At 34.8% G+C, this 25241-nt stretch carries 20 protein-coding genes and 2 pseudogenes; 20 read left to right on the top strand and 2 right to left on the bottom strand.

Annotated features, from left to right (window positions below):
- Window positions 1-72: 72 nt before the first annotated feature.
- The 8 genes from katG to MLE14_RS17475 all read left to right on the top strand — a co-directional run bounded on the left by katG (window position 73) and on the right by MLE14_RS17475 (window position 9188).
- The gene (gene katG, locus MLE14_RS17510; protein WP_313897776.1) at window positions 73-2262 is read left to right on the top strand and encodes a catalase/peroxidase HPI; all 2190 of its coding nucleotides are present in this window, start codon (window positions 73-75) and stop codon (window positions 2260-2262) included.
- A gap of 471 nt (window positions 2263-2733) precedes the next feature.
- Window positions 2734-3708 (top strand): SIS domain-containing protein, encoded by a 975-nt coding sequence (locus MLE14_RS17505; protein ID WP_243299702.1) that lies wholly within the window; start codon window positions 2734-2736, stop codon window positions 3706-3708.
- Window positions 3709-3750: 42 nt separating this feature from the next.
- A complete protein-coding gene (locus MLE14_RS17500) occupies window positions 3751-5034 on the top strand; it encodes an ABC transporter substrate-binding protein (protein WP_243299701.1) in 1284 nt (427 codons plus the stop codon).
- 78 nt (window positions 5035-5112) lie between these two features.
- Entirely contained in the window at window positions 5113-5997 is an 885-nt protein-coding gene (locus MLE14_RS17495; RefSeq protein ID WP_243299700.1) for a carbohydrate ABC transporter permease, read from the top strand.
- Between the two features lie 5 nt (window positions 5998-6002).
- Window positions 6003-6893 carry a carbohydrate ABC transporter permease gene (locus MLE14_RS17490; protein ID WP_243299699.1) on the top strand — a complete coding sequence of 297 codons (891 nt, stop codon included), beginning with the start codon at window positions 6003-6005 and terminating at the stop codon, window positions 6891-6893.
- Between the two features lie 5 nt (window positions 6894-6898).
- Window positions 6899-7738: a PfkB family carbohydrate kinase gene (locus MLE14_RS17485; protein WP_243299698.1), complete on the top strand. Its 840-nt coding sequence runs from the start codon at window positions 6899-6901 to the stop codon at window positions 7736-7738.
- Window positions 7739-7780: 42 nt separating this feature from the next.
- Window positions 7781-8500 carry a GntR family transcriptional regulator gene (locus MLE14_RS17480; protein WP_243299696.1) on the top strand — a complete coding sequence of 240 codons (720 nt, stop codon included), beginning with the start codon at window positions 7781-7783 and terminating at the stop codon, window positions 8498-8500.
- Between the two features lie 25 nt (window positions 8501-8525).
- Window positions 8526-9188, top strand: coding sequence for an HAD family hydrolase (locus MLE14_RS17475; protein ID WP_243299695.1), 663 nt, complete (start codon window positions 8526-8528; stop codon window positions 9186-9188).
- A 203-nt stretch (window positions 9189-9391) separates the two neighbouring features.
- Here the strand turns inward: MLE14_RS17475 and MLE14_RS17470 are convergent, their stop codons facing one another.
- Complete coding sequence (locus MLE14_RS17470; protein WP_243299694.1) at window positions 9392-9616, bottom strand: hypothetical protein; 225 nt, start codon at window positions 9614-9616, stop codon at window positions 9392-9394.
- A 463-nt stretch (window positions 9617-10079) separates the two neighbouring features.
- On the opposite strand from MLE14_RS17470, the gene MLE14_RS17465 reads away from it, so the two are divergent.
- The 11 genes and pseudogenes from MLE14_RS17465 (at window position 10080) to MLE14_RS17415 (ending at window position 24257) form a co-directional block, all read left to right on the top strand.
- Complete coding sequence (locus tag MLE14_RS17465) at window positions 10080-10835, top strand: IclR family transcriptional regulator (RefSeq protein WP_243299693.1); 756 nt, start codon at window positions 10080-10082, stop codon at window positions 10833-10835.
- Between the two features lie 153 nt (window positions 10836-10988).
- Window positions 10989-11762 carry an HpcH/HpaI aldolase family protein gene (locus MLE14_RS17460; protein WP_243299692.1) on the top strand — a complete coding sequence of 258 codons (774 nt, stop codon included), beginning with the start codon at window positions 10989-10991 and terminating at the stop codon, window positions 11760-11762.
- 31 nt (window positions 11763-11793) lie between these two features.
- Window positions 11794-12687 (top strand): hypothetical protein, encoded by an 894-nt coding sequence (locus tag MLE14_RS17455; RefSeq protein ID WP_243299691.1) that lies wholly within the window; start codon window positions 11794-11796, stop codon window positions 12685-12687.
- A 47-nt stretch (window positions 12688-12734) separates the two neighbouring features.
- Entirely contained in the window at window positions 12735-13625 is an 891-nt protein-coding gene (locus MLE14_RS17450; RefSeq protein ID WP_243299690.1) for a DUF6282 family protein, read from the top strand.
- A 28-nt stretch (window positions 13626-13653) separates the two neighbouring features.
- Window positions 13654-15072 carry a Na+/H+ antiporter NhaC gene (gene nhaC, locus MLE14_RS17445; protein ID WP_243299689.1) on the top strand — a complete coding sequence of 473 codons (1419 nt, stop codon included), beginning with the start codon at window positions 13654-13656 and terminating at the stop codon, window positions 15070-15072.
- 71 nt (window positions 15073-15143) lie between these two features.
- Window positions 15144-15800 (top strand): flavin reductase family protein, encoded by a 657-nt coding sequence (locus tag MLE14_RS17440; RefSeq protein WP_390629119.1) that lies wholly within the window; start codon window positions 15144-15146, stop codon window positions 15798-15800.
- An 816-nt stretch (window positions 15801-16616) separates the two neighbouring features.
- Window positions 16617-17831, top strand: coding sequence for a YHYH domain-containing protein (locus MLE14_RS17435; RefSeq protein ID WP_243299688.1), 1215 nt, complete (start codon window positions 16617-16619; stop codon window positions 17829-17831).
- A 12-nt stretch (window positions 17832-17843) separates the two neighbouring features.
- Entirely contained in the window at window positions 17844-18515 is a 672-nt protein-coding gene (locus tag MLE14_RS17430; protein ID WP_243299687.1) for a PH domain-containing protein, read from the top strand.
- 194 nt (window positions 18516-18709) lie between these two features.
- A pseudogene (locus MLE14_RS17425) lies at window positions 18710-20637 on the top strand (DNA/RNA helicase domain-containing protein).
- 97 nt (window positions 20638-20734) lie between these two features.
- Window positions 20735-22516, top strand: coding sequence for an ATP-dependent nuclease (locus MLE14_RS17420; protein WP_243299686.1), 1782 nt, complete (start codon window positions 20735-20737; stop codon window positions 22514-22516).
- 1 nt (window position 22517) lies between these two features.
- Window positions 22518-24257, top strand: a complete 1740-nt coding sequence (locus tag MLE14_RS17415; RefSeq protein WP_243299685.1) for a UvrD-helicase domain-containing protein — start codon at window positions 22518-22520, stop codon at window positions 24255-24257.
- Window positions 24258-24275: 18 nt separating this feature from the next.
- Here MLE14_RS17415 and MLE14_RS17410 read toward each other — a convergent pair.
- A pseudogene (locus MLE14_RS17410) lies at window positions 24276-24973 on the bottom strand (IS256 family transposase); the annotation flags it as partial.
- A gap of 98 nt (window positions 24974-25071) precedes the next feature.
- Here MLE14_RS17410 and MLE14_RS17405 point away from each other — a divergent pair.
- On the top strand, window positions 25072-25241 hold a 170-nt coding region (locus tag MLE14_RS17405; RefSeq protein WP_449237020.1), incomplete at its 3' end, for a terminase gpP N-terminus-related DNA-binding protein.

Raw genomic sequence — 25241 nt, 5'->3', positions numbered from 1 at the left:
AGAGAGATTTATTATCATCCAGTTTGTAAGCTTATGAGACTACTTAATTTACACGGAAAGGCGTAAAAATTAGTGGAATCGAAAGAAACAGCAAACGTTGGAAAATGTCCGGTGATGCATGGCAGTGCTACTAGTAAAAAATCAAGTGGTACGACGAATAGGGACTGGTGGCCAAACCAACTGAATCTTAATATTTTGCATCAGCATGACAGAAAATCTAACCCTATGGGAGAAGACTTTAATTATGCTGAAGAATTTAAAAAGCTAGACTACTATGCTCTTAAACAGGATCTTCACAATCTAATGACAGACAGTCAGGATTGGTGGCCGGCTGACTATGGACATTATGGTCCATTCTTTATTCGCATGGCTTGGCACGCGGCAGGTACATATCGTACAGGTGACGGTCGTGGCGGCGGTGGAACTGGCGCACAGCGTTTTGCTCCATTGAACAGCTGGGCTGACAACGGCAACCTTGATAAAGCACGCAGGTTGCTATGGCCGATCAAGAAAAAGTATGGCAATAAGATCTCTTGGGCTGACTTGCTCCTTCTGGCAGGTAATGTTGCCATTGAATCAATGGGCGGCAAGACATTTGGTTTTGCAGGCGGACGCCCAGACATTTGGCATCCAGAAGAAGATATCTACTGGGGTTCTGAAACTGAAATGCTAGGTGATAACCGTTACACAGGTGATCGCGAGCTTGAGAACCCGCTAGCTGCGGTTCAGATGGGCCTTATCTATGTGAACCCTGAAGGTCCAAATGGGAATCCGGATCCTCTTGCAAGCGCTCGCGATATTCGCGAAACTTTTGCCCGTATGGGAATGAACGATGAAGAAACAGTGGCATTAGTTGCTGGAGGCCATACTTTTGGTAAGGCACATGGCGCAGGAGATGCTGCACTTGTAGGTCCTGAGCCAGAAGCCGCTCCTATAGAAGCGCAAGGATTAGGCTGGCTTAGCACACATGGCACTGGTAAAGGTCGTGACACCATTACTAGCGGGATTGAAGGTGCCTGGACTCCGAATCCGACACAGTGGGATAGCGGTTACTTTGATTTACTATTTGGATATGAATGGGAGCTTACAAAGAGCCCTGCTGGCGCATATCAGTGGGCTCCAGTAAATCCTGCTGAGAACCATCTTGCTCCTGATGCAGAGGATCCATCCGTTCGTGTGCCAACAATCATGACCACCGCAGATATGGCAATGCGTGAAGATCCTATATACGAAAAGATTTCCCGTCGTTTCCATGAGAATCCAGAAGAATTTGCTGATGCATTTGCCCGTGCATGGTTTAAATTACTGCACCGTGATATGGGGCCGCGTTCAAGATATTTGGGACCAGAAGTTCCTGAAGAAGAGCTTATCTGGCAAGATCCTGTACCAACTGTTGATTATGAACTAACAGATGAAGAGATAGAAAAAATAAAGGTATTAATCCTAGACTCTGGTCTTACAATCAGCGAGCTAGTTACAACAGCTTGGGCTTCAGCCAGTACCTTCCGTGGTTCGGATATGCGTGGCGGCGCTAATGGTGCTCGCATTCGACTTGCTCCACAGAAGGATTGGGAAGTGAATCAGCCTGAACAGCTTTCAAAAGTACTTCAAGTCTTAGAAGACATTCAAAAACATCTAGATAAGAAAGTCAGCATTGCTGATTTGATTGTACTTGGCGGAAGTGCCGCAGTTGAAAAAGCTGCCCGAGACGCAGGTTTTGATGTAACGGTTCCTTTTGCTCCAGGACGAGGAGATGCAACGCTAGAGCAAACGGATGTAGAAAGCTTTGCAGTGCTAGAGCCTGTTGCAGACGGTTTCCGTAACTATCAGAAGAAAGAGTATAGTGTAAGTCCAGAAGAGCTCTTAGTAGACAAAGCACAACTATTAAATCTTACCGCTCCTGAAATGACTGTATTGATTGGCGGTATGCGTGTATTAGGAACTAACTACGGCGGAACAAAACACGGCGTATTCACCGATCGTGTAGGTACACTCACGAACGACTTTTTTGTAAACCTGCTTGACATGGGAGTAGAATGGAAGCCTGCAGAGGGCGGCATATATGAAGGGCGTGACCGCAAGACTGGCGAAGTCGTGCGTACGGCAACTAGAGTGGATCTAATCTTTGGTTCCAATTCACAACTGCGTGCCATTGCAGAGGTCTATGCACAAGACGATAACAAAGAAAAATTCGTGCATGACTTTATATCCGCCTGGGTCAAGGTCATGAATGCAGACCGGTTCGACCTTAATTTAAAATAATGACAGATAAAACCAAAAAAAACATTGGTACTTGCTGAAGTACCAATGTTTTTTTTTGGATGAAACATGGGGACGGTTCTTCGGTTTCATTCGGAAAGCGAAAGAACCGAAAACTCAAAGTCAATGGATAAGGAAGCAAAGATTCATTTTCTTTCCGGATCAAAAAATGAATAAATTTCCATGTTCATGAGTCATCTTCAGCAGCCAACTAAACAGGCTGCTTTTTTCTTTGTAAAATGTCCATCACAATCAAGACAATTCCCCCTTAAAACAAAAAATTACCTATTCTTAGTAACTTGAAAAACAAAAATAATTAGAAAATTCATAATAGACTGTTGACGTATGACGTCATATGACATATTATTATTTCAAACATGATGTTATATGACATCATAGAAAATGAGGAGGTTACATTATGACTACCAAATTTTGTTGTAAACAAAATGATAAATTGAAGGGAGGATTAAGATAATGAAACAAGAACATGTGGAACAAATTCAAAATGTGATCGAGGCTGTTAAAGGGAAAGACATTGAAAATATTTTCTTTGTTGCATGTGGCGGATCAATGGCAGCGCTATCATTTGGAGATTATTTTGTTACAAAAGATACTGACATGCCAAGCTTTGTTTATACGTCAAATGAATTTATTCACCGTGCACCAAAAGCATTAGGAGAAAAAAGTCTTGTTATACTGAGATCTCATTCTGGTACAACCCCTGAAACAGTTGGAGCTGCTACATACGCAAGAAATCAAGGTGCCTTGACTGTTGCCATTTCAATGGATGTTGAATCTCCGTTGTGTAAAGAGGCTGAATTTACCATTCATTACAATTATAAAGATGGCTCTGATGCTATAGATGGAGAGATCGGTATTTTTTACACGTTAATCTTTAAATTACTTAATGTTATTACTGGTGAAGAGAAATATCTCCGTGGTGTTGACCAGTTATCTAATCTAGGTCAGTTAATTGAAAGTAATCAAGCGAAGTATAAGGATGTTGCTGACGCATTCGGAAAAAAAAATAAGCGTGAGAAGATCATTTACACAATGGCAAGCGGTGCGTATATCCACCACGCTTATTCATTCACAAGCTGTCTGCTGATGGAAATGCTTTGGATCAATTCGAATGCTATTCATTCAGGCGAATATTTCCACGGACCATTTGAAATCACTGACTATGATGTACCATTTTTAATGGTAGTTGGAGAAGGACCAAGCACACCACTTGATCAACGCGCTCTGGATTTTGTTACTAAATATAGTAAAAAAGTTGAAGTCGTTAACGTTAAAGAGTTTGATTATACAGGGGTAGACGAAGACCTAAAAGAGTATTTCGGCCCTGCACTTGCCGGTCCTGTTTTACGATTATACGCTGATGGTTTAGCTGAACATACGGGTCATCCATTATCAGTAAGAAGATATATGTGGAAAATGGAGTACTAATGTTTTTGAAATAATTGGTTACAAAAACGAGGAGGGAGTTTAATGAAAAAGGTACTTAGATTTTTGCTTGTTGTTTTACTTAGTTCTTCGTTTTTAGCAGCTTGTTCTTCCTCTCAAGATAGTAATGGCGATGCTTCCAATGGTGATCAAGTAGTAATTGATTTCTTCCATCGATGGCCCAATGAACCAAGAAAATCATTTTATGATGAAAGGATTGCAGAATTTGAAAAGCTGCATCCAAATGTAAAAATTAATGTAGATTCTGTTTTAAATGATTCTTATAAAGAAAAGATCAGAGTGTTGGTTTCAAATGATGAGCTGCCTGATATTTTCTCATCATGGTCAGATTCATTTGCCGCTAACTTAGTAAGTTCTGGCCGTATTATGGAGTTAAACGACATCATTGCGGATGATCCAGAATGGTCTGGTAATATTATCGAGTCACAATATGCTGGATTTACTTTTGATGAGAGTACTTATGGAATTCCGTTTACGGTTGATGGTAAAGCTTTCTTTTATAACAAAAAAGTATTTGAAGAAAATAATATAGCTGTACCTAAATCATACGATGAACTGATCGATGTATTAGATCAGCTGAAGGAAGCAGGTTATGAAACACCTCTAGTCGAAGGTTTAACAAATGCCTGGGCAGTATCCCATTACATGGGAACTATTTTTGATAGAGTGATAGACCATGATGTACTAGTTAAAGACTATACCCCTGAAACAGGTGAATTTACAGATCCAGGCTATATTCGAGGCCTGGAAATCTTCAAAGAGTTAACCACTTACATGGGTGATGTTTCAACGGCTATAGATCATGAAACAGCTCGGAACATGTTTGCTACCGGTGAAGTTCCAGTATTATATATGCAATTTGCAGAAGTTAAATATGTACAAGATGCCGGTGATGTCGAATTTGGATTCTTTAATTTCCCGCCCGTTGAAGATGGTGAAGGAAGACCTGAATCACTTACTGGTGCACCTGAAGGATGGATGTTAAGTAAAAATGCACCTCCTGAAGCTGTAGAGTTTTTAAAGTTCTTAACTTCAGAAGAAACCGCTAAAGCATTTACAAAAGCAGATGGGCAGTTAAATGCTATTAAAGGAGGGGTAACTGAAGAAAATTCAAATCCGACAAGTCTTGAGGCCTATCAAATTATTTTAGATGCATCAGATGTAGCCCCTTGGTTTGATAATGCAGTTGATATTTCAATTGCTGATATTTTCATGCGCGGTGGCCAAGAATTAGCAACTAATCAAACGACTCCAGAAGAAATCATGAAAAAAGTACAGGAAGAAGCAGCTAAATTACGTAACCAATAGAAAGATTTCATAGGAATTGCCCTAACTAGGAACTTATTCGGTTAGGGCAATTCTTAAAAAAGAAGGTGGTTTTCAGTAATGAAGTTTAAAAAGGCTTATATAACACCAATCTTATTCATGTTACCAACCATTTTATTTTTAGGTATATTTATTTACATACCACTCGTTCAAAATTTTTATAATAGTTTTTTTGACTTTAGTGTATTTTCCCAATCGAAAGAATTTGTTGGGCTAAGTAAAATTAAAGAATTATTTCATGATAAGGTAGCTGTAACTGCATTAATTAACAATGTTAAATATGCAATCATCTCAGTGATCCTGCAGGTATTTTTTGCTTTAGTGCTGGCTTCCATTTTAGAGGATAAATTTTTTAGACGCTTCGCACCTGCTTTAAGAGTCATTTATTTTATGCCAGTTATGATTTCGATTTCTGTAATCGCATTATTATTTGGTTTTGTATATAATCCCCAAATCGGGTTGTTAAATAGTTTCTTAGAATTAATTGGATTAGAGGAATGGGCTAAACCTTGGTTAGGTGATTCAACTTCTGCCATATATAGTGTTATAGCGATGTCTCAATGGCAAAGCATTGGATTAATTACGATGTTATTTATTGTAGCGATTCAGAAGATTCCGAAAGAATTGTATGAAGCTGCAGAGATAGACGGAGCTGGAAAAATACGCAGATTTTTTAGTATAACTGTTCCACAAGTTAAAGAAGTAACCTTTGTTAACTTATTAGTTACCGTAACTGGATCTATTCTTGTATTTAATGAACCTTACATTCTCACAAATGGCGGTCCGGGTAATAGTTCCATGACATTAGCGGTTCATATGTATCAGACAGGGTTCTTTAAAGATGACATGGGCTATGCATCTGCATTAGCAACTCTTATATTCCTGCTATCTGCTATATTTGCACTGATACAAATCAAAGTATCTAAAACAGGGAAGGAGGATTAAAGAACATGATAAAAACTCAGTTAAAGAATTCAACTTCCCCCAGTTCAATTGTTACAAATAAAAATAGAATCCCAGTCCAGACACGAATCACAAAAAATATACTATTTCTGGGGTTGTTAATCTTTGCCATTGTCATTTTATACCCCTTATTTTGGATGGTTATATCGTCATTCAAAAGTTATCAAGAAATCTATAATAATGTTTGGGCTTTACCATCGGAATGGAAGTTTGAAAACTATTCACTAGCATGGGAGAAAGGGATTTCGAGCTATTTTTTTAACAGTGTTTATGTTACTGGATTAACGATTATTCTTACAGTATTGATTGGATCGATGTCTGCGTTCGTATTATCCAGGTATAGAAATCGGTGGATTGATGCGGGATTATTGTTTACAATTGGCGGCTTAATGATGAATCCGCAAGTTGCTTTAATCCCTTTATTTGAAATTTTGACAGTAACTAACTTAATCGATACACACTGGGCGCTCATTTTGACGTATGTAGCCTATCGATTACCTTTAACGATTATATTGATTCGTGCCTTCTTCTTAACTGTGCCTAAGGAGTTATCTGAATCAGCATTAATGGATGGCTGTACTGAATTCGGGATTTATTGGCGAATATATTTGCCGCTATCTGTACCTATTTTATTTACTTCTGTTATTTTAACAGCTTATTTTGCTTGGAATGAATTCTTATTCGCAACCGTTTTTATCAATTCTAGTGAATTAAAAACAATCCCGTCAGGATTAATGGTCTTTAGAGATGCACTTCGTACAGACTGGGGAGTATTGCTATCAGGAATGGTTATTGCAACTGTTCCAATGATTATTTTACTTATATTCTTACAAAAGTATTTGGTTAGAGGTCTTGCAGAAGGATCTGTGAAAGGATGATGACCATGAAACTAATAACAATTGGTGATAACGTAGTGGACTGCTATTTGGATCAAAATAAATATTATCCTGGAGGCAATTGTGTCAATGTAGCAGTTAATGCCAAACGGAATGGGGCTAGTAAAGTTTCTTATATTGGGATATTTGGTAACGATGAACCTGCTGATCATATTAAGTATGCACTGAGTCAAGAAGGAATCGATTATCATTTTTCACGTGAAGTTTTCGGTATTACCGGACAACCGAGAGTTACATTAACAGAAAAAAATGATCGCGTATTTGTAGGTGGCCCTAAAAATACAGTTCAGCATAAATATAAAATTCAGCTTATTCAAGAAGAGTTGGATTATATTAAAACATTTGATTTAAGTCATGTAAGTTGTTATTCCTCAATGGAAAGCGAGCTTCCTAAATTGTCTCAAGTGTCAAAAATATCGTTTGATTTCTCAAACAAGAAGGATTTATCTTATATTGAGTCTATAGCTCCGTATATTTCTTATGCTTTTTTCTCGGCTGCTGAACTTTCAGATAAAGAACTTGAACGGTTCATCCAATTTTTAACTTCTTTTCGCTTTGAAGTGATCGGATTGACTAGAGGCGGAAGGCCAGCCATTTTTATCAAAAATGGAGTGGTGTATGAGCAGAAGCTGAGAGAGATTGATATTATTGACACAATGGGTGCAGGTGATAGTTTAATAGCAGGATTTTTAACTTCTTATATAAATGGTGACGATATCGAAGTTGCGATCGACAAAGGAACAAAATCAGCTGAAATGACTTGCCAAACATATGGTGGATTCGGTTACCCCAAAGAAATGGAAATGATATCAAAACACCCTAGATAATGTATAATAAGGGTAAATGATAAGGTATAGGAGCGAATTCTTTTGAGTAACAACGATCCCATTTATTTATATGAAGAAATTATGACAGGAATTAAACAATATATTGAAGCGAATCAATTGAATCCGGGAGATCGTATTCCGACAGAAGCTGAATTATGTGAAATATTTCAAGCAAGCCGAATATCCATTCGCCGTGCCATTAAGGAATTGGTTGAAGAAGGAATCCTTGAAATTATAAGAGGAAAAGGTACATTTGTTAATAAACCTCGCAAAGAAATTCATCTATTACATTTACAGGGATTCACAGAGGGTTTAACCACAGAGAATGATATTATAACAAAAGATATTATTTCAATGGAGAAAATAAAGGGTACCCCCCATATTAATAAAGTCTTTAATAATCAATATGATGAGTACGTTGAATTAATCAGGAAAGTCTATCGCAATAACCAAATTTTAAGTTTGGATTATGCCTACTTACCTACATCACTATATCCCTCAATCGAAAACAAAATTAAACCAGATAGTTCTACTTTTAAGATTATTAATGACGAGTACCAAATCAAATTCAAAAGAGTTTGTAAGGAACTGGAATTTGTTCATCCAACAGAGGAGTTACAAAAACACTTAGAGGTTAGCAGACTGACACCTTTAATTTTAGTAGATAAAGTTATTTATGATGAATGTTCAAATCCTGTTCATTATTCCAATTATTATTTAATCGCAGATCTTGTAAAGTTACGGTTAGAAACCGATTGCTAAATTGGCGTAATAAAGGAGTGAATACATGTACAAAGCTGTTATTTTTGACTTTGATGGTTTGATTTTGGATACCGAATCAGTTCATACAGCCATATTTCAAGAAATGTTTGAATCATATAATTTGGAATTTCCGTTTGATATATGGATACAAAATATTGGTACACAATCAGATTTTTCAATATATGATCTTTTGGAAAAGGAAATACAGCCAATTGATCGTGCAGAACTCAAAAGAATAAACGAAGCAAAGCTGCAAACAAGGTTGAACACATTAAAGGTGCGACCAGGTGTAGAAAATTATCTTAAAGAAGCACAAGCCATGAATTTAAAAATTGGTCTGGCATCAAGCTCTGATTATAAATGGGTTTCGGGCCATTTAAACAGGCTAGGTTTATTAGATTATTTTGAGTGTATCATGACTGCAGACGATGTAGTTGAAGTGAAACCAAACCCAGAACTTTACTTATTAGCTGCTAAAGAGCTAGATGTTGATCCTAAATCATGCATTGCTTTCGAAGATTCAGCAAATGGTTCACTTGCCGCAATACAAGCAGGTTTAACCTGTGTTATTGTTCCGAATGAAACCACCCAACATTTAACATTTCCTGAAGTTGATTATCGACTATCCTCTATGACAGATTGTGCATTGTCTGACCTTCTTGAAAAATTGACATTCATTAAAAATTAGATAGCAGAATATTTAATCGCTAGTACCACTGTAGCTTGCCGTATGAAGCAATTACTAGTGGCACTGATTTTTTTTGTGCGACGGGCAGTCGCACATTTTTTTATACCCGACTAACCCTATTCCGGATTGTTACATTATCTACACCCCTTTGTGAAAATATCTGTCTTTAATGTTACTATTAGCGATCAATAACCGTTACCCCTTTATAATAAACGCACTTTTACAAGAATGGGTCCTGCGATTTTTCCTGCCGCATTGATGTCGCCAAGAATATTGTAAACACTCGGGATAATAACAGACGGATTGATATTAAACCATTTCATGATCGGAACAAAGATCCGAATCAAACCATCGGTGAATCCCAGCCTCTCCAAGATTCTTCCTACAATGACACTTACGATAATCGCAATCCCAACTTCACTGGTCAAAAATATATCCACAACAACTGGTTTCACTCTTTAATAATGGTATTGGACAATTGCCAAAGGGTATGAGGCGAGAATAATAAGAGTGCTAGAGTAGCGATTACAAGTAATAACCCAATAATCTCATAGATATTCCTCCTGACTTTTTGGATAGTGTATGTACCGGAGAAGAATTGTGTGTTTGCCCATAAGATTTTCAGAAAACATCTGGTTTTTTCTTTTTGCAAAACGAAGGAATCACGGGATTCGTCCCTGTTTTTCTGGAGGTAGTTAAGAAAATAAAATAAAATGGAACGTAAAATTGGAAAGAAGTCGGTATATAGTACTTTCGGAAAAACCCAATTAAAAGCGTACCATTTTTCCTTACTTGACGTTATTAGTAAATACAACCTATACTAAAAATCAAATTCTATCAAATTAATTGTTCGATGTGGTATTATTCAGTATTCCAAAGGAGAAAATTCAAATGTCGCAATCTTTTAAAAGAGGATTACAAATATTAGATTTATTTTCCGTTCAACGGCCTACCCTTAGCCTAGATGAAATTTCCACCGAGATTAATACCTCTTATGTTACTACATATAGATATGTTAAGGTCCTATGTGAGTCAGGAATGCTGGTTATGGAAGACGGTAAAGTAAGAATGTCTGCTAAAATTTTACGTTTCGTTAATAATTTTTGGCAGCAGAACCCTTTAGTTTCAATTGCAAATCAACCAATATCTAAACTCCATAAAGAGCTTAATGAAACGATTGCGCTATGTAAATTAGAAATGAACGAAGTTGTTTGTATATATCGTTTAGAAAGTTCACTATCACTTCGATCCACATTTTCGATAGGACAAAAAATGTCAATACACGCCGGTGCCTTTGCACGATCCATTTCTGCCTTTTTACCCGAGAAAGAGCTTAAAGGAATTGTATCCAATATTGAGTGGAAATCGTTCACAAAAAACACTCTCACAAGTCAGACAGAATATGAGTTACGGCTAAAACTAATTCGCCAGAGAGGTTACGATATTAGTAAAGAAGAGGTTCAAGATGGCGCAGTAGGTATTGCAGTACCTATAAAAATAGAAAATAGAGTAATAGCCAGTTTAGGTATTTCAATGCCAACAGTTAGATACCAAGAGCATAATCTCCCTTTTCTTGTAACAAAACTAAAGGAAACTTCTCAAATTATTTGTGATGAAATCATAAAAAATCAATTGTTTATTTTATAAGAAACTACCTCGAACATTTGCCTTCGAGGTATTTTTTTTGTTTTAATTTCACATAGTGAAATTTAGATTTTACATATTGAAAATGATTTTATTATGTTGTAACATTGTAAATGTTAAGAATTTTGAAAACGCTAACAAAAAGGGGGAAAGAATTTGAAGTCTGACTTTAAAAGAAAGTTATCCTTACAACCATGTATTGGTACATTTTTAAAATTACCAAGACCCGAGGTAGTCGAAATTTTATCTCTTGCAGGCTTTGACTTTGTGATATGTGACATGGAACATGCCCAAATATCTGAAATCGAAGCACGTGATGTAATAAGAACGGCTGTAGCACTAGATCTACCTGTAATTGTTAGATTACCTGATCCTACTCAAGGATTAGTTAACCGACTACTAGAAGTTGGCGTAACAGGAATTCAAATTCCAAGATTAAAGAGTATTCAAGATAATAAGCATTTGTATTCTGTTACTCATTTTCCTCCTGCAGGAACTCGTTCAGTTGGAAGAGCTAATCTTGCATCAAAATATGGAAGAGTAGCACTAAAAGATTATTTAGAAAGTGAAAATTCTAGGGTCTTAACGATTGGTCAGTTCGAGACAAAAGAAATGGAGCAACCTTCCGAATTATTGTTTGAAGGTTTAGATATAGCCTTTATTGGACCTACTGATTTGGGAGTTGATTTCGGAGTTCCTGGAAATATAAATGACGAAAGAGTTCAAAGCAGAATAAAAGCAGTAGAGGAGCTTGCAGCGGCAACTAATACATTTATGGGTGCATTTGCAAATAACTTATCATCCGCAAAACAGTTTATTGATAAAGGATATCGGTTTATTGCAATTAGCGGGGATATTTCATTTTTGCAAGAAGGTGCTAATGCCTTACTTAAAGATTTTCAAAACTTAATAGTAACTGGGGAGCAGTAGAAAGACTAGAAGTGCGAGGGGGAGAAAGAATATGTTCGACAAAACTGATCCACGGTCTGGATTTGGTTCTACTAAAAATCAAAAACCTAACGAGTTCACTAAAGCTAAGCATGTAAAATTTTATGAAGAATTGCCAAGTATGCAAACTCCCAATACAAAAACCTGGTGGGCTCGTGGCCAGAACTTCTTTATTAATTATTCGGAAACAAATGGAAGAGCAAGTTTTATTAGAAAAAATCAAATTGATGAATACGTAGTTCTTATTCCAGATAAAGAAACACAGGTAGTAATTGAATGGAATGGCCTACAACATGTGACAGATGGGTTTTGTTTAATTGTTGTACCTTCTGGTGAAAGTACAGTTACATTAATCGAAGGTGGCAGAATCGTTCAGTTATTTACAATCTTAAATAAAGATATAGCTGAGTTGCCAATCAATAAAGATGATTATTATGAAAGTGATCCAAACGTAGCTGATTTTGAACCTTGGCCATTATCACCTAAGGGGGAAGAAGTTAGAATTTATAGTCTTGACGTTCCAAAAGAAAAAGGACGATTTGGAAGGATTTTTCGTTGCTCAACTTTCATGGTCAATTACTTAGAACCTAAAAACGGTCCTCGTGATCCTTCGAAATTATCACCCCATTCTCATGATGATTTTGAACAATGCTCATTGATTCTTGATGGAGAATATATACATCATCTCCGTTGGCCGTGGTTAACAGATAAGACAAAGTGGAGAGAAGATGAGCACGAATATTGTAAAGGACCTTCCGTAACTGTCATCCCCCCAGGAGTCATACATACATCAGAAGCTATCGGAGCAGGATTAAATCAGTTAGTGGATATCTTCTGTCCACCTCGAAGGGATTTTTCAGAAGAAACAGGCTGGGTATTAAATGATAAGGACTACCAGCTAAAGTAATCTTTTTGATCTCAACATAAAACTACATAGATAAGGTGTTGATTCATATGAATGAAGAATTACTTGAAGGTGCGTACGATCTTCATGTTCATACAGGACCCGATATTAGTCCAAGGAAATTAGATGATGTAGAGTATGCTGATAGATTAGTAAACATAGGAATGAAAGGTTTTGGTATCAAATCCCACTATTTTTGTACTGCTGAAAGAGCACGTATGGTCAATAAATTGAACCCTAATATTAATGCCGTCGGTGCAATAGCATTAAATAATTCTGTTGGTGGGATTAATCCATTTGCTGTTGAAATGGCCGCAAGAGACGGGGCAAAAATTGTATGGATGCCGACTCTTGATTCAGATAATGAAGTTCAATTTCTTTTTAATAACTCAAGTTACGAAAGATTACCACCTTGGGCTAAACTCCAGCTTGAAAGACAAAAAGAAGGAAAACCGATTGCTTCAATTAGTATTCTTGAAGGAAATAGATTAAAACCAGTTGTACACGAAATATTGGATCTAATTAGAGAGTATAACCTTATTCTTGCAACTGGACATTTAAGCAAGAAGGAAATTTATTTACTAGCCTCCGCATGCAAAGAACATAACATCAAAAAATTTGTTATTACACACCCAACATTCCCTTCTACTGTTCTTACAAAACAAGAGCAAAAAGAATTGACGGAGTTAGGTGCTATCATTGAGCATTGTTATTCGGTAATAAAACCTAAATTTAAAATGACTTGGGAAGAACTTTTTGAACAAATATTATTTGTGGAGCCAAATCATATTATTTTATCTTCTGATACTGGGCAAGTTGATAACCCATATCCAGATGAATGCTTAATAGATTTTGTTACGAAGCTTTTAAATAACGGTTTTACAAAAGAACAAATAAAGAGAATGACGGTTGAGAATACTTCATTTTTAGTAGAAAGCTAGTTTTTTGAACAAAAGGGGAGGGGAAATTATGTTAAGAAAACCGTTTTCAATGGTTGATGTACTTTTATTTTTTACAGTTATTTTTGCAGTAATGATTTATGGGCTGATATTTGTCAAAGCACCTGCGGCCATTGTTTTATTATCAGCTGGAGTAGTAACTATTTTTATAGCTTTAATTCGAGGTGTAAGTTGGAAAAAACTTGAACAAGAAATGTTTTCCATTATGCAGAAGATCCTTTTGCCTGCTTTGATCTTATTAGCTGTCGGTATGTTGATTGGGGCATGGATGTTATCTGGGACTATTCCATTGATAATAAGCTATGGTTTACAAATTTTAACACCTTCTACATTCTTAATTTCCACGATACTAATTTGTACAGTTACTTCTTTTTTAATTGGGACTAGTTGGGGAACAATTGGAACGGTTGGGGTTGCTTTAATGGGTGTTTCAGCAGGACTGGGAATTCCGCTCGAATATGCTGCAGCAGCAATCGTAACAGGGACATTTTTTGGAGATAAATTGTCCCCATTGTCAGATTCAACTATTATTGCTTCCGCTTTAACAGACGTAGATTTGATTGAACACATAAAACATATGCTATATACAACAGTGCCCGGATATGTGATTTCTTTTGTTATCTTTTTCTTCTTAAATAACTCCATAACAAACAATATGGATGTTCAAAACAACGAGAATATTTCATTAATAACTTCAACATTAGGGGATTCATTTAACTTAAACATTTTATTATTAATTCCACCTTTAATTGTATTGGTGCTAATCCTTCTTAAAATATCTGTTTTACCTGTCTTTACATTTGGAATTTTATCAGCCTGTTTATTGGCCATTTTCTTTCAGGATAGTTCACTACAAATTATAGGCGCTACATTAATGAACGGTTATACTTCAACATCAGAAGTTGAAATCGTTGATAAAATGTTAAAGCAGGGCGGACTCATCAGTATGTTTGAAACTGTAATGGTATTCTTTGCATCAGCAGTAGTTTCCGCACCTCTAAAAGCAACAGGAATTTTAGATATTTTAGTAGAAAAAATTACAAAAACCATGAAGTCCGCAAAATCGATGATGATTTCTGTCCTGTTTGTTCACGGTGGATTCTACTCTGTAACCGGAAATTATTCAAGTTCATTTGCTGTTATGGGACCCATTCTATCACCACTGTTCGACAAATATGGAGTAGCCCGGAAAAATCTATCAAGATCTTTAGAGGATACTGGAACAGCCTTTGGACCTGGTATTCCATGGGGAATTACTGCTGTATTTATTACAAATACTTTAGGAGTTACTGTTGCTGATTATATATTACTTTCACCAATGATCTATACTGGAGTCATATTTGCAATTATTTATATTCTTACAGGTTATGGAATTGCTTATAATAAGCCTACTGCTATTGTTATCGATCAGACTAATAAAAATATGTAACATCTACTAAGGCGTGGTGATAAGATCACCACGCCTTATAAATCTATCCTTATTCAAAGGAGTAAATGAAAATGGAAATTTCACCAGCTTCTATTAATAGTAAATCACTTTATAAACTAATGAGCGGAATCGTCGTACCTCGGCCAATCGCATGGGTTTCAACTATTAGTGAAAATAAAGTCCCGAATTTAGCACCATTTAGTTTCTTTACAGTTGCATCTCCAGATCCTCCTATTTTATGTTTTTCGGTGGGAGCCGGATTGTTCGATGGGGAATTAAAGAAAAAAGACACTCTCCGTAATATAGAGCAAACTAAGGAGTTTGTTATTCATATAATATCAACCTCAATGGCCACAAATATTGATATAACAAGTAAACCTTATCCTGAAGAAATAAATGAGTTCGATGAAGCAAACGTAGAAATGGAATCTTGTAAGGTAGTAAATGTTCCAAAAGTAAAAAATGCACCTATTCAAATGGAATGTACTCTTGAAAATATAATTAAAGTAGGAAGTAATAATATGATTTTTGGAAAGGTAGTCAATTTCAACATCAAAGATGATTTTTATTTGCATGAACATAAAATCAATCATTTGAAATTAGATCCTATTGCTAGGATTGCAAATAAGTACGCTTCCATTAGTGAGTACTTTAATGTTAATACTAAAGTTAAAAAAAATGTAATTTCACCAGACGCCAATGGTAGAAGGATCATTGAAACAAATTAATCCGGAAAATTGGGAGGAAGTCGTCAAACAATTTGTTCAACCAAACCCAATGAAACGATTCGGAAAATCAGTAGAACTCGGTTATTTAGTAGCATACCTATGGTGTACGCGTCAAAGCAATCTGCCCAGCACCGGTTGATTCAACCATGATGCGTTGCATTGAAGAAGGAATGGATTCTGAACATGCTGATGAGTCCGTAAACAAATTGCAAAATGTGCTGATTTAGCGAGAGAGACAATCAATATGTAGTAGTCTCTCTTTTTTTGTAAAGGATAGGATTAAAAGTGAACTAAAAAAGTAAAACCGTATTATCAAAACGTTTGTTACAACGTGGGTTGATTGGTGTAAGAAATGAAGTATTAGTGGTTATAAAAAAGGTGGTGAAGTAGTTACACATATAACCAGATTATAGGAATAACTTGTTGAGAAGCAGTTTCGTTAATGATTAAATATTGTGTTACATATCAAATTATGAAATGTTAAATCGAATTATCCACGTATAGAACCAATGAGAGGAACATAAAAAATTTTAAGCATCTATTCAATTATTTTGTTACTAATAAAATATTCGGAAAATATTGTATTCACCCTTATTCAATAATTTCCTTACAAATCTTACTACTTTCTAGTTCCATATTTTCGAGATTGAGTTAAAATATATTTACAGTTACTAATTCCCTGTATTTGTAAGTAAATTGAATGTTATTTGCTTAGTAATAGGGAAAGCATACCATTACTCGAAATAAGCTCAAAATCAATTCTAGCCTATTAATAAATACATAAATAAAAAAATAAGAGTGAGGGGAGAACCAACATTGAGTAGGAAAGTAGTAATTATAATTTTATTATTCGCATTTTTATTTAGTCCATTTGTGTCTGCACACTCAGGACGAACAGATTCAAATGGAGGGCATAATTGTAGTGAAAAATCCCAGGCAAAAGGTTTATGCAGCGGCTATCATTATCATAATGGAGGAGGATCTTCCAATTCCTCATCAAGTGGAGCTAACAATATTAGCAGTGATAAAGATTGTTCAGATTTTGCAACTTATGATGAAGTTGTTGCTTATTGGAATTCGAAGGGATATTCAGCAACATATGATCCAGAAAATTTAGATGGATGGGGAAACGGTAACGTAGACGATGGAATACCGTGTGAACCTCCAAGTGGTTACGATAAAACTAAAATAAATAATAGCCCAGAACAAATTCAATTTAATCAGGATAAAGAAGAAAGAGCAAATGGTGAAAGTGAAGGATATAATCAGGGTTTCAAAGATGGATATTTAGAATCTACTAAAAATAGTACAACAAACTCTGGCTCTGATACGTTTAAACATGGTTATACTGATGGGTATAACAAAGGTTACGAAGAAGGCAAGAAAAAAATAGAATCTGAAAAAACAAAAGCTTCTAATGAAGGTTATACTTTAGGAAAAAAACAAGAAAACATTGAAATACCAGAAATGTATGCTTCTCATCCAAGCTTGAAAAAAGCTTTTGAAGATGGTTTTAATAAAGCTGTTAATGAAAGAGTAGAAGCCAAAAAAGAGGAGTATTTTAGTTTAGGTTACAACGATGGTAAGAAAGATAAACATTCTCCGCCACAAGACCTTGAAGAGGTTTATGTTGAAGCATATAAAGAAGGGTATAGTAAAGCACAACAGGAATTGAAGGATACTTATTTTAAACAAGGATACGATGCTGCATTTACCATGTTAGAATTTGAAGAACCAAATTTAAATAATGACAAATTTGGAGAATGGTATAAAGAGGGGTTTTTTTCTAATAGAGAAGTAGAAGAATTTAAAAATGCGGGATTTTCTTTGGGGAAAACTGGTGAACCTTTAAATATTCCAGAAGAATATAAAAAAGGGCAAGCTATATTTAAACATTATTACGAAGTAGGCTATAAAGAATATGAAGAAGAACAAAATTCCCAACAAAAAACATTAGCTGGAAGTATAAGTGTACTTGCATTATGTTGGATAGGAAGAAGGTTCTATATTGCAAGGAAAATGGTTAAGTAAAGGAAGATTAGAATGGGGATATATAAAACGTTATGTTATAAAGTCGAAGATTTAATGGTAAAGCTGATTACCAAAAAAGAGGACCCGTTAATTGTTAAAGAAAAAGTGACTAAGTACAGGTTCGAAAAAGAGCAACTCAGTCATCAAAGAAAATTAGAAAGAAATAAGAAACTGGAAGAACAAAGACAGCTTAAACAACAACAACGGGAACAACAAGAAAGAAAGCGGATTGAAAAGGAAGAGCTAGAAAGAAAAGAAATAGAATCACTTGTATCAAAACTGATGAGAAATACTAGTCAGAGCTATAATAGTTATGAGTTTAATGAAATTAAAAGAAATAAACATTTTTTTCAATCGCTTTATGATCGTGTACTAGAGCCTAATGAGAAACTAGAGACATTCATTTTCTGCAAGTATGATAAATCAAGCAAAAAAGAAATAAAAGGATACTTATTACCTACTAATAAAAGAGTTTTATTTTTAACTAAAAACCTTAATTTTATGGATAAATTTCGTTATCAAACTATTATTAATGTTAATTGGTTTAAGGATGGTTTATTAGAGAGAGGTCTTCGAATCCAATATGGAAAGCGAAAGTTGGAATTTGATGAAATGTATGATCATGAACAGTTAATGAAGGTTGGGAATATCATTTTAAACAATTCTAAAACTGGAACAAAATAATTAAGAATAAATAAAATTGGTAAGTCAAATCAGTTAATTTAATGTCAGTCAAAAATTTTACAGCCCCTATAGTATAGATGAACACTAGAGCTAGAAGGGCTTAGTTTTTTTCACTTGAACGGTTTTTAATTGTATTTACCTTATAACCTATTTTTATAATAGAATTATAGAAATGGACTAGGAGTTGTAAGGAAATGATCATTTACGAAGCAACAAAATCAGAATTTATCTCTGATGTTACAAATGAATTATTAGTTGAACGTTTATACACTTCTTATCAAGAAAAGATCGGTCGGACTTCTAAGCAAGAAATAATATCATGGGAGAATTCCCTCCAACGTATGTCTAACGTAATGCAGGATCAGGATATCCCCAATGATGCATCTGTTGCTATTGAATTTAAAATACCTAATACATCGAAGCGTGTGGATTTTTTAATAGCAGGGAACGACGGAAAGCAAGACCACGTTGTAATTGTAGAATTAAAACAATGGTCTGATGTAGAGAAAATTACTGGTAAAGATGCATTAGTTAAAACCATCCTTGGAGGAACTAAAAGGGAAGTTACTCATCCATCATACCAAGCCTGGTCATATGCTGCGTTAATTAGAGATTTTAATGAAAATGTTCAACAACAACATATTGAACTCAAACCGTGTGCATACTTACACAATTATAGAAAAGGAGACAATGATCCTTTAACCGATGAACATTATCGGAAGCATTTGGAAAAAGCTCCAGTCTTCACAAAAGGGGAAATTCAAAAATTAAGGGATTTTATAAAGAAATATGTTCGAAAAGGAGATCGTAACAAACTGATCTATCAGATTGAACATGGGAAAATTCGGCCTTCAAAATCATTGCAAGATTCACTTACCAGTATGTTAAAAGGTAAAGAAGAATTTATCATGATTGATGAACAAAAGGTGTTTTATGAAGAGGCATTTCATCTAGCATTAGAAAGCGTAAAAAGCGATAAGAAACAGGTAATGGTTATTGAGGGTGGCCCCGGAACAGGAAAATCTGTAATGGCCATTAACCTTTTAGTAAATCTCACTAATCAAGATCTAGTTACATTTTATGTATCTAAAAATTCTGCACCAAGGGATGTTTACTCAACTAAATTAAAAGGGACTTTTCGAAAAACACAAATTGACAATTTATTTAAAGGTTCCGGCAGTTTTACAGAATCAAAATTAAATGAGTTCGATGTCCTAATAGTTGACGAAGCCCATCGTTTAAATGAGAAATCAGGTTTCTATGGGAATCAAGGTGAAAACCAGGTAAAAGAATTAATCAAAGCAGCAAAATTCACGATATTTTTTATAGATGAAAATCAAAAGGTAACGTTAAAGGATATAGGGAGTATCGATTTAATAGAAAAATATGCAAAAGAGTTTGATGCCGAAATTATCAAAGGAGAACTAGTATCTCAATTTCGATGTGATGTTCCGATGCTTATATTGCATGGTTAGACGATGTACTTCAAATCCGGGAAACAGCAAATAACGATTACTATGGAGTCGATTATGACTTTCGCGTATATGACAATCCATATGACATGTTACACGAAATCGAAAGACTAAATCAGATTAATAATAAATCAAGAATGTTAGCGGGCTACTGTTGGGAGTGGCCAACAGCAGGGCGAACAAACGTTAAGAATAAAGAAATCATCATATCAGAATTTAATTTTGAAATAAGCTGGAATTTGTCAGATAGCATCTGGGCAATAGATCAGAATTCAGTCAATCAAGCGGGATGTATCCATACCGCACAGGGGTTAGAGTTTGACTATGTAGGAGTAATCATTGGTCCAGACATCAGATTTGAAAATGGGAAAGTCATCACAGACTACAACAAACGTGCTAAAACAGATCAATCTTTAAAAGGCATTAAAACATTGGCAAATCCGGAAAAAGCTAAAGGAGTTGCGGATCAAATCATCTGTAATACGTATCGTACGCTTATGACTCGGGGGCAGAAGGGGTGCTTTGTTTTTTGTACGGATTTGGAGTTAAACAATTATTTTAAAAAGCGCTTTGAAAAAAGTAATTCGTATTATATTTTACCGCAAGGAAAAGTATCAGAGGTGGCGTACGATATCATATCCTACAAATAAATATATTTAATTTACATAACATTAGAGCTGATACCATAGAGAATTACCTTACAGTTTTAGAAAAGAACCAATAAAAAAGTGAGGGGAAAATATGTATTTGAAAAAGTTTTATATTAAAAATTTTAGAGCAATTCAAGAATTAGAGCTAGAATTTAATAGGGGACTGAATATTTTAATTGGTGAAAACAATACTGGCAAATCTGCTATTATTGATGCTCTACGAATTTGTTTTACATATGGTGATCAATGGAGAGATATTTATATAAAAAAATCTGATTTTTATATTGATAAGAATAACATTGAAGCAGATAGTAAAGAAATTGAATTTCATCTAGTTTTTGAAATAGAGAATCCTATAGAGACTGGAGTGTTTAATGAATTACTGGTTCAAAATGAAGATAATACCCAAGAACTTCAACTTCATTTCAAATATTATATAGAGGAGAGACGCGGTATAGAAAAAATTAAACACAGAGTTTGGGGTGGTGAAAAGGAGGGTCAGCAAATAACTCCAGAAGTATTAGATCTTATTTATTCAGTATATTTAAGTGCTCTACGTGATGCTGTTCAAAATTTAAGGCCAACTAGAGGAAATAGACTTGGTCAACTGTACACTAATTTAACTACAGATAAGAACGGAAATCCTATTGATGAAGAAAAACGTAAGGAATTGTCCAGTAAACTTATTTCTACGTTGAGTGAAGATGAAGATTGGCTTAACTTATTAAAGTTAGGTGAAGAAAAAGTAAATGAGCATTTGCTAGAAACATCATTAATTGGAAAAGAGCAATCTGTAAAAATAGACTTTTTCCCTTTAGACTTTAAAAGAATTGTAGATAATTTAAGAATGCAAATACCTATTTATAGTGAAGGGACTTTACAGGGAGACGAATCTAAGCAAAAGTTCTTGGAAATTTTTCAGAATGGATTAGGGTATAACAATTTAATTTATACAGCAACAGTTTTAGGAGATTTAAAAAATAAAAGGGAGATTGAACCTGAATCATACATAGCATTATTAATTGAAGAACCTGAGGCACATTTACATCCACAGCTTCAAAATATACTTTTTAATTACCTAAACAAGTTAAATGGATTTGGGATTCAGCTTTTTGTTAGTTCACATTCGCCAACAATTACTGCTAAGGCGAACTTAGATGCCGTTATAGTTCTCCAAAATCAAAATAATCATGTGTATTCTCTTTCATTAAGTAAATCTAATCTTGATGATTACAATAAAAAATATTTATCAAAATTTTTAGATGTCACTAAATCACAACTATTCTTTTCAAACGGAGTAATTCTTGTAGAGGGAATTTCTGAGGCTCTTTTAATTGCTCAGTTCTCTAAAATGATTGGGGATGATTGTGAATACGATATTGAAAAAAAAGGAATAGAATTAGTCAACATTAATGGAGTTGCTTTTGAACATTTTGCGAAACTTTTTAATTCTGATGAAGAAGATAAAAGACTAAATATTAGAAGTGTTATTCTTACGGATGATGACCGAAATGAAGAAACCGAGGAAATCAGTTCTAGAGCCAAAAAAGCAATAGATTTAGAAGGAGGCTTATTAAAAGTAAAGCTTGGAAGCATAACCTTTGAATATGAACTATTTATTGCTAGCGAAAAAAATGCTGAAATTTTGCTAGGTATCTTTCAAGAAATGCATCCAAACGCTGCCAAAAGGATTAACAAAGGATGTTCCTTAGAGGAATTTGGTAAAAACTTTTTAGAGAAAGTAAAAAGTAACAAAGCTAAGTCTGAACTAGCGCATAGATTGGTAATGGAATTAATTACAGATGAAAAAAAACGTTCCGAATTTGTAGTACCAGAATATATAAAAGAAGCGATTAAGTGGGTAGTAAAAGGTGAATAGCATGTATAATAGTTTGTCTGATTTACAGAAAAAGATTGTATTTGATATGGATGGTAAAAGTGTTGTAAGGGCATGTCCAGGAAGTGGAAAAACACACTCTATATCTGCAAAGTTTGCACATATTTATCAAAATTGGAAGAGTAGACATAGTGGAATAGCTGTAATTTCATTTACTAATGTTGCTTGGAAGGAAATAGAAAAAAAAATAAATGCCAATTTTGGAGTAAAAACTCCTATTGAGTATCCACATTTTTTAGGGACAATAGACAGTTTTATAAATAAGTATATTTTTCTGCCATTTGGACATCACATAATGGGTTGTAGTGTACGCCCAACATTAGTTGGTGAGCCACACGGAAATTGGACAAGCGGTAAATATGAAAAGGATTATAATAAATATTTTGATAAAACTAGTTTTAACATTAATGATGAACTTGTTCCAACTACTAATATGCAGCAATTTCATTTTAAATGGAAAAAAAAGGACGGGTCTTTAAGTGGCCACGTTAAACATGTAGAGCAAGTAAAGAAGAAGTATTGGTTAATGGGATATGCAACACAGGATGATGCAAATTATATTTCATTAAAACTACTTGAACGATACCCCTCAATAGCAAAGTCTATAGTTTACAGATTTCCTCAGTTTATTATTGATGAAGCACAAGACACATCAGAAATTCAGATGAAAATAATAGATATACTACTCTCAAATGGTCTAGAAAACATTATGTTGGTTGGAGATCCCGATCAAGCCATTTTTGAATGGAATGATGCTAGACCCGAATTATTTATTCAAAAGTTTAATGAATGGGAAGAAAATTCATTAATTTTAAATGAAAATTGGAGAAGTTCAGCAAAAATTTGTAACTTCACCTATTCTTTATCATCACTCGAGAACCCCTCAATTGCAGTTAACGATGATGTAAAGGATATAAATATTGACCCTATAATTCAAATTTATGATGAAAATTCTTTAAATAAAATAATAGATTATTTTTTAGAATTATGTAAAATGCACCACATTGAAATTAATGAAGAAAATGTAGCAGTTATATATAGAAGCAAATCTATTTATCATCAAATTATGGGGGAGAGTTATGTACAAAGTTTAGATGCTCCTTGGTTAACAGGTCATATGGTTGCAAGAGAGTTAGCTCTAGGAAAATATATATATGATAATATAGATCCAAGAGAAGGGTTTAAGATTATTGAAAAAGCACTGTATAAGATATTTTTTGGAACTGACTATTGTTCACAGAGTAACTTGGAGGAACTTACAGAAAAAATTGGATTTACGAAATACAGAAAAAGAATCATTAATATAATAAGCATTCTACCAAATACAAATTGTTCAGTTTCTGATTGGATAGCCCAAACCATTAATACCTTTAAAGATAAGAGATTTAAAACTACCCTTAAAATTAATAAAGACAAAGGAAATATTTTATTAGATACATTGTTTAACCCTTTCCATAATGTTAAAAAACTAAACTTTAGAACTGGAACAGTTCATACTACAAAAGGAGAAACCTTTGAAGCTGTGCTTTTACTTCTTAAACAAAGAGGCGCTACAGGTTCATTTTATAAGAGACTTTTAAATCACGGTTTAAGGACAACAGACAGTGAAGAATTAAGGATTGTGTATGTGGGTATGACAAGACCACGCCGACTATTAGTTCTTGGTGTACCTAATGAAGAGGATAAAGAGGCTTGGATAAAAAGAATGCAAACAAACCCTTAAGATTATCTCGAGGGCTTGTCAAGAAAAGTGTGTAAGATATTCTAGATATCTCTTCACACGTTTCTTCAGGTGGTCGTGAACTAATAGTTGATTCATGACCATGGCCCATTGTTGGATGTGTCCACCTTCCCATTTCTTTTCCAATTCTTTTGTTCGTAAAAACAATATTTTTAAAAGGGCGTTCTCATGGGGGAATGCTCTATTTTTTGTGACTTTTCGAAAGCTAGAGTGGATACTTTCAACGGCATTAGTGGTGTACATAATTTAACGAATGTTACTACCATAATCGAAAAAGTTGTTCCACATGAGTTAAGTTTCGTTTCCACACGTCTACTGCTCCAGGGTAAGCAGACCATTGATTTTAAAAGGATTTAAACGCACTCTGACATTCCTTAAGACTAGGGGCTCCATACACTTTCTTTAAGGCAGCGGTAAAAGGCTTGTAGTCTTTATCGGAACATACCTAATCGAATTTCGAATACAGCTACGTCAGGGAAAATCGCACGTGCTCCTTCTTCCAGACCACTAACACCATCCATGGAGAGAAAGAAAATGTCTTCTACACCACGTGTTTTAAGTTCATCAAAGATTTGCATCCATTTATGCTTACTTTCGGTTTCATTTAACCATAAACCTAGAATATCCTTCTTACCTTCTATGGTATAGCCTAGTATTGTGTAAACTGCGTACTTCTTTGTTTCATAGTCATTGTTAACAACGGTGATAAAATCCCCAATATAAACGGTTAAAAATTCCCCAGAAATAACGGATAATTGTCTCGATACAATAACTTTTAGGAGTGGAGAGACAATTGATGATTGAGATAGGGGAATTTTTTATGATTAAAGAACTTTATCAGAAAGGATGGACTATTAGCGCTATTGCTGAAGAGACTGGCTTTGATCGCAAAACGATTAGAAAGTACATAAACCAGTCCACCTTACCGGAATACCCGAAAAGAAAGGGAAAAGATAAAAAGAGAAA

Origin of the sequence: Bacillus litorisediminis (assembly GCF_022808645.1) — a bacterium.
Taxonomy (GTDB): Bacteria; Bacillota; Bacilli; order Bacillales; family JC228; genus Bacillus_BF; species Bacillus_BF litorisediminis.
The sequence above is the reverse complement of the archived record's forward strand: the minus strand, read 5'-3'. Positions and strand labels throughout refer to the sequence as shown.

Bases quoted from the DNA above. Each gene is read 5' to 3' on its own strand.
- MLE14_RS17505 (WP_243299702.1), top strand. From the start codon at position 2,734: ATGAAACAAGAACATGTGGAACAAATTCAAAATGTGATCGAGGCTGTT.
- MLE14_RS17500 (WP_243299701.1), top strand. From the start codon at position 3,751: ATGAAAAAGGTACTTAGATTTTTGCTTGTTGTTTTACTTAGTTCTTCG.
- MLE14_RS17495 (WP_243299700.1), top strand. From the start codon at position 5,113: ATGAAGTTTAAAAAGGCTTATATAACACCAATCTTATTCATGTTACCA.
- MLE14_RS17490 (WP_243299699.1), top strand. From the start codon at position 6,003: ATGATAAAAACTCAGTTAAAGAATTCAACTTCCCCCAGTTCAATTGTT.
- MLE14_RS17485 (WP_243299698.1), top strand. From the start codon at position 6,899: ATGAAACTAATAACAATTGGTGATAACGTAGTGGACTGCTATTTGGAT.
- MLE14_RS17475 (WP_243299695.1), top strand. From the start codon at position 8,526: ATGTACAAAGCTGTTATTTTTGACTTTGATGGTTTGATTTTGGATACC.
- MLE14_RS17465 (WP_243299693.1), top strand. From the start codon at position 10,080: ATGTCGCAATCTTTTAAAAGAGGATTACAAATATTAGATTTATTTTCC.
- MLE14_RS17455 (WP_243299691.1), top strand. From the start codon at position 11,794: ATGTTCGACAAAACTGATCCACGGTCTGGATTTGGTTCTACTAAAAAT.
- MLE14_RS17450 (WP_243299690.1), top strand. From the start codon at position 12,735: ATGAATGAAGAATTACTTGAAGGTGCGTACGATCTTCATGTTCATACA.
- nhaC (WP_243299689.1), top strand. From the start codon at position 13,654: ATGTTAAGAAAACCGTTTTCAATGGTTGATGTACTTTTATTTTTTACA.
- MLE14_RS17440 (WP_390629119.1), top strand. From the start codon at position 15,144: ATGGAAATTTCACCAGCTTCTATTAATAGTAAATCACTTTATAAACTA.
- MLE14_RS17430 (WP_243299687.1), top strand. From the start codon at position 17,844: ATGGGGATATATAAAACGTTATGTTATAAAGTCGAAGATTTAATGGTA.
- MLE14_RS17415 (WP_243299685.1), top strand. From the start codon at position 22,518: ATGTATAATAGTTTGTCTGATTTACAGAAAAAGATTGTATTTGATATG.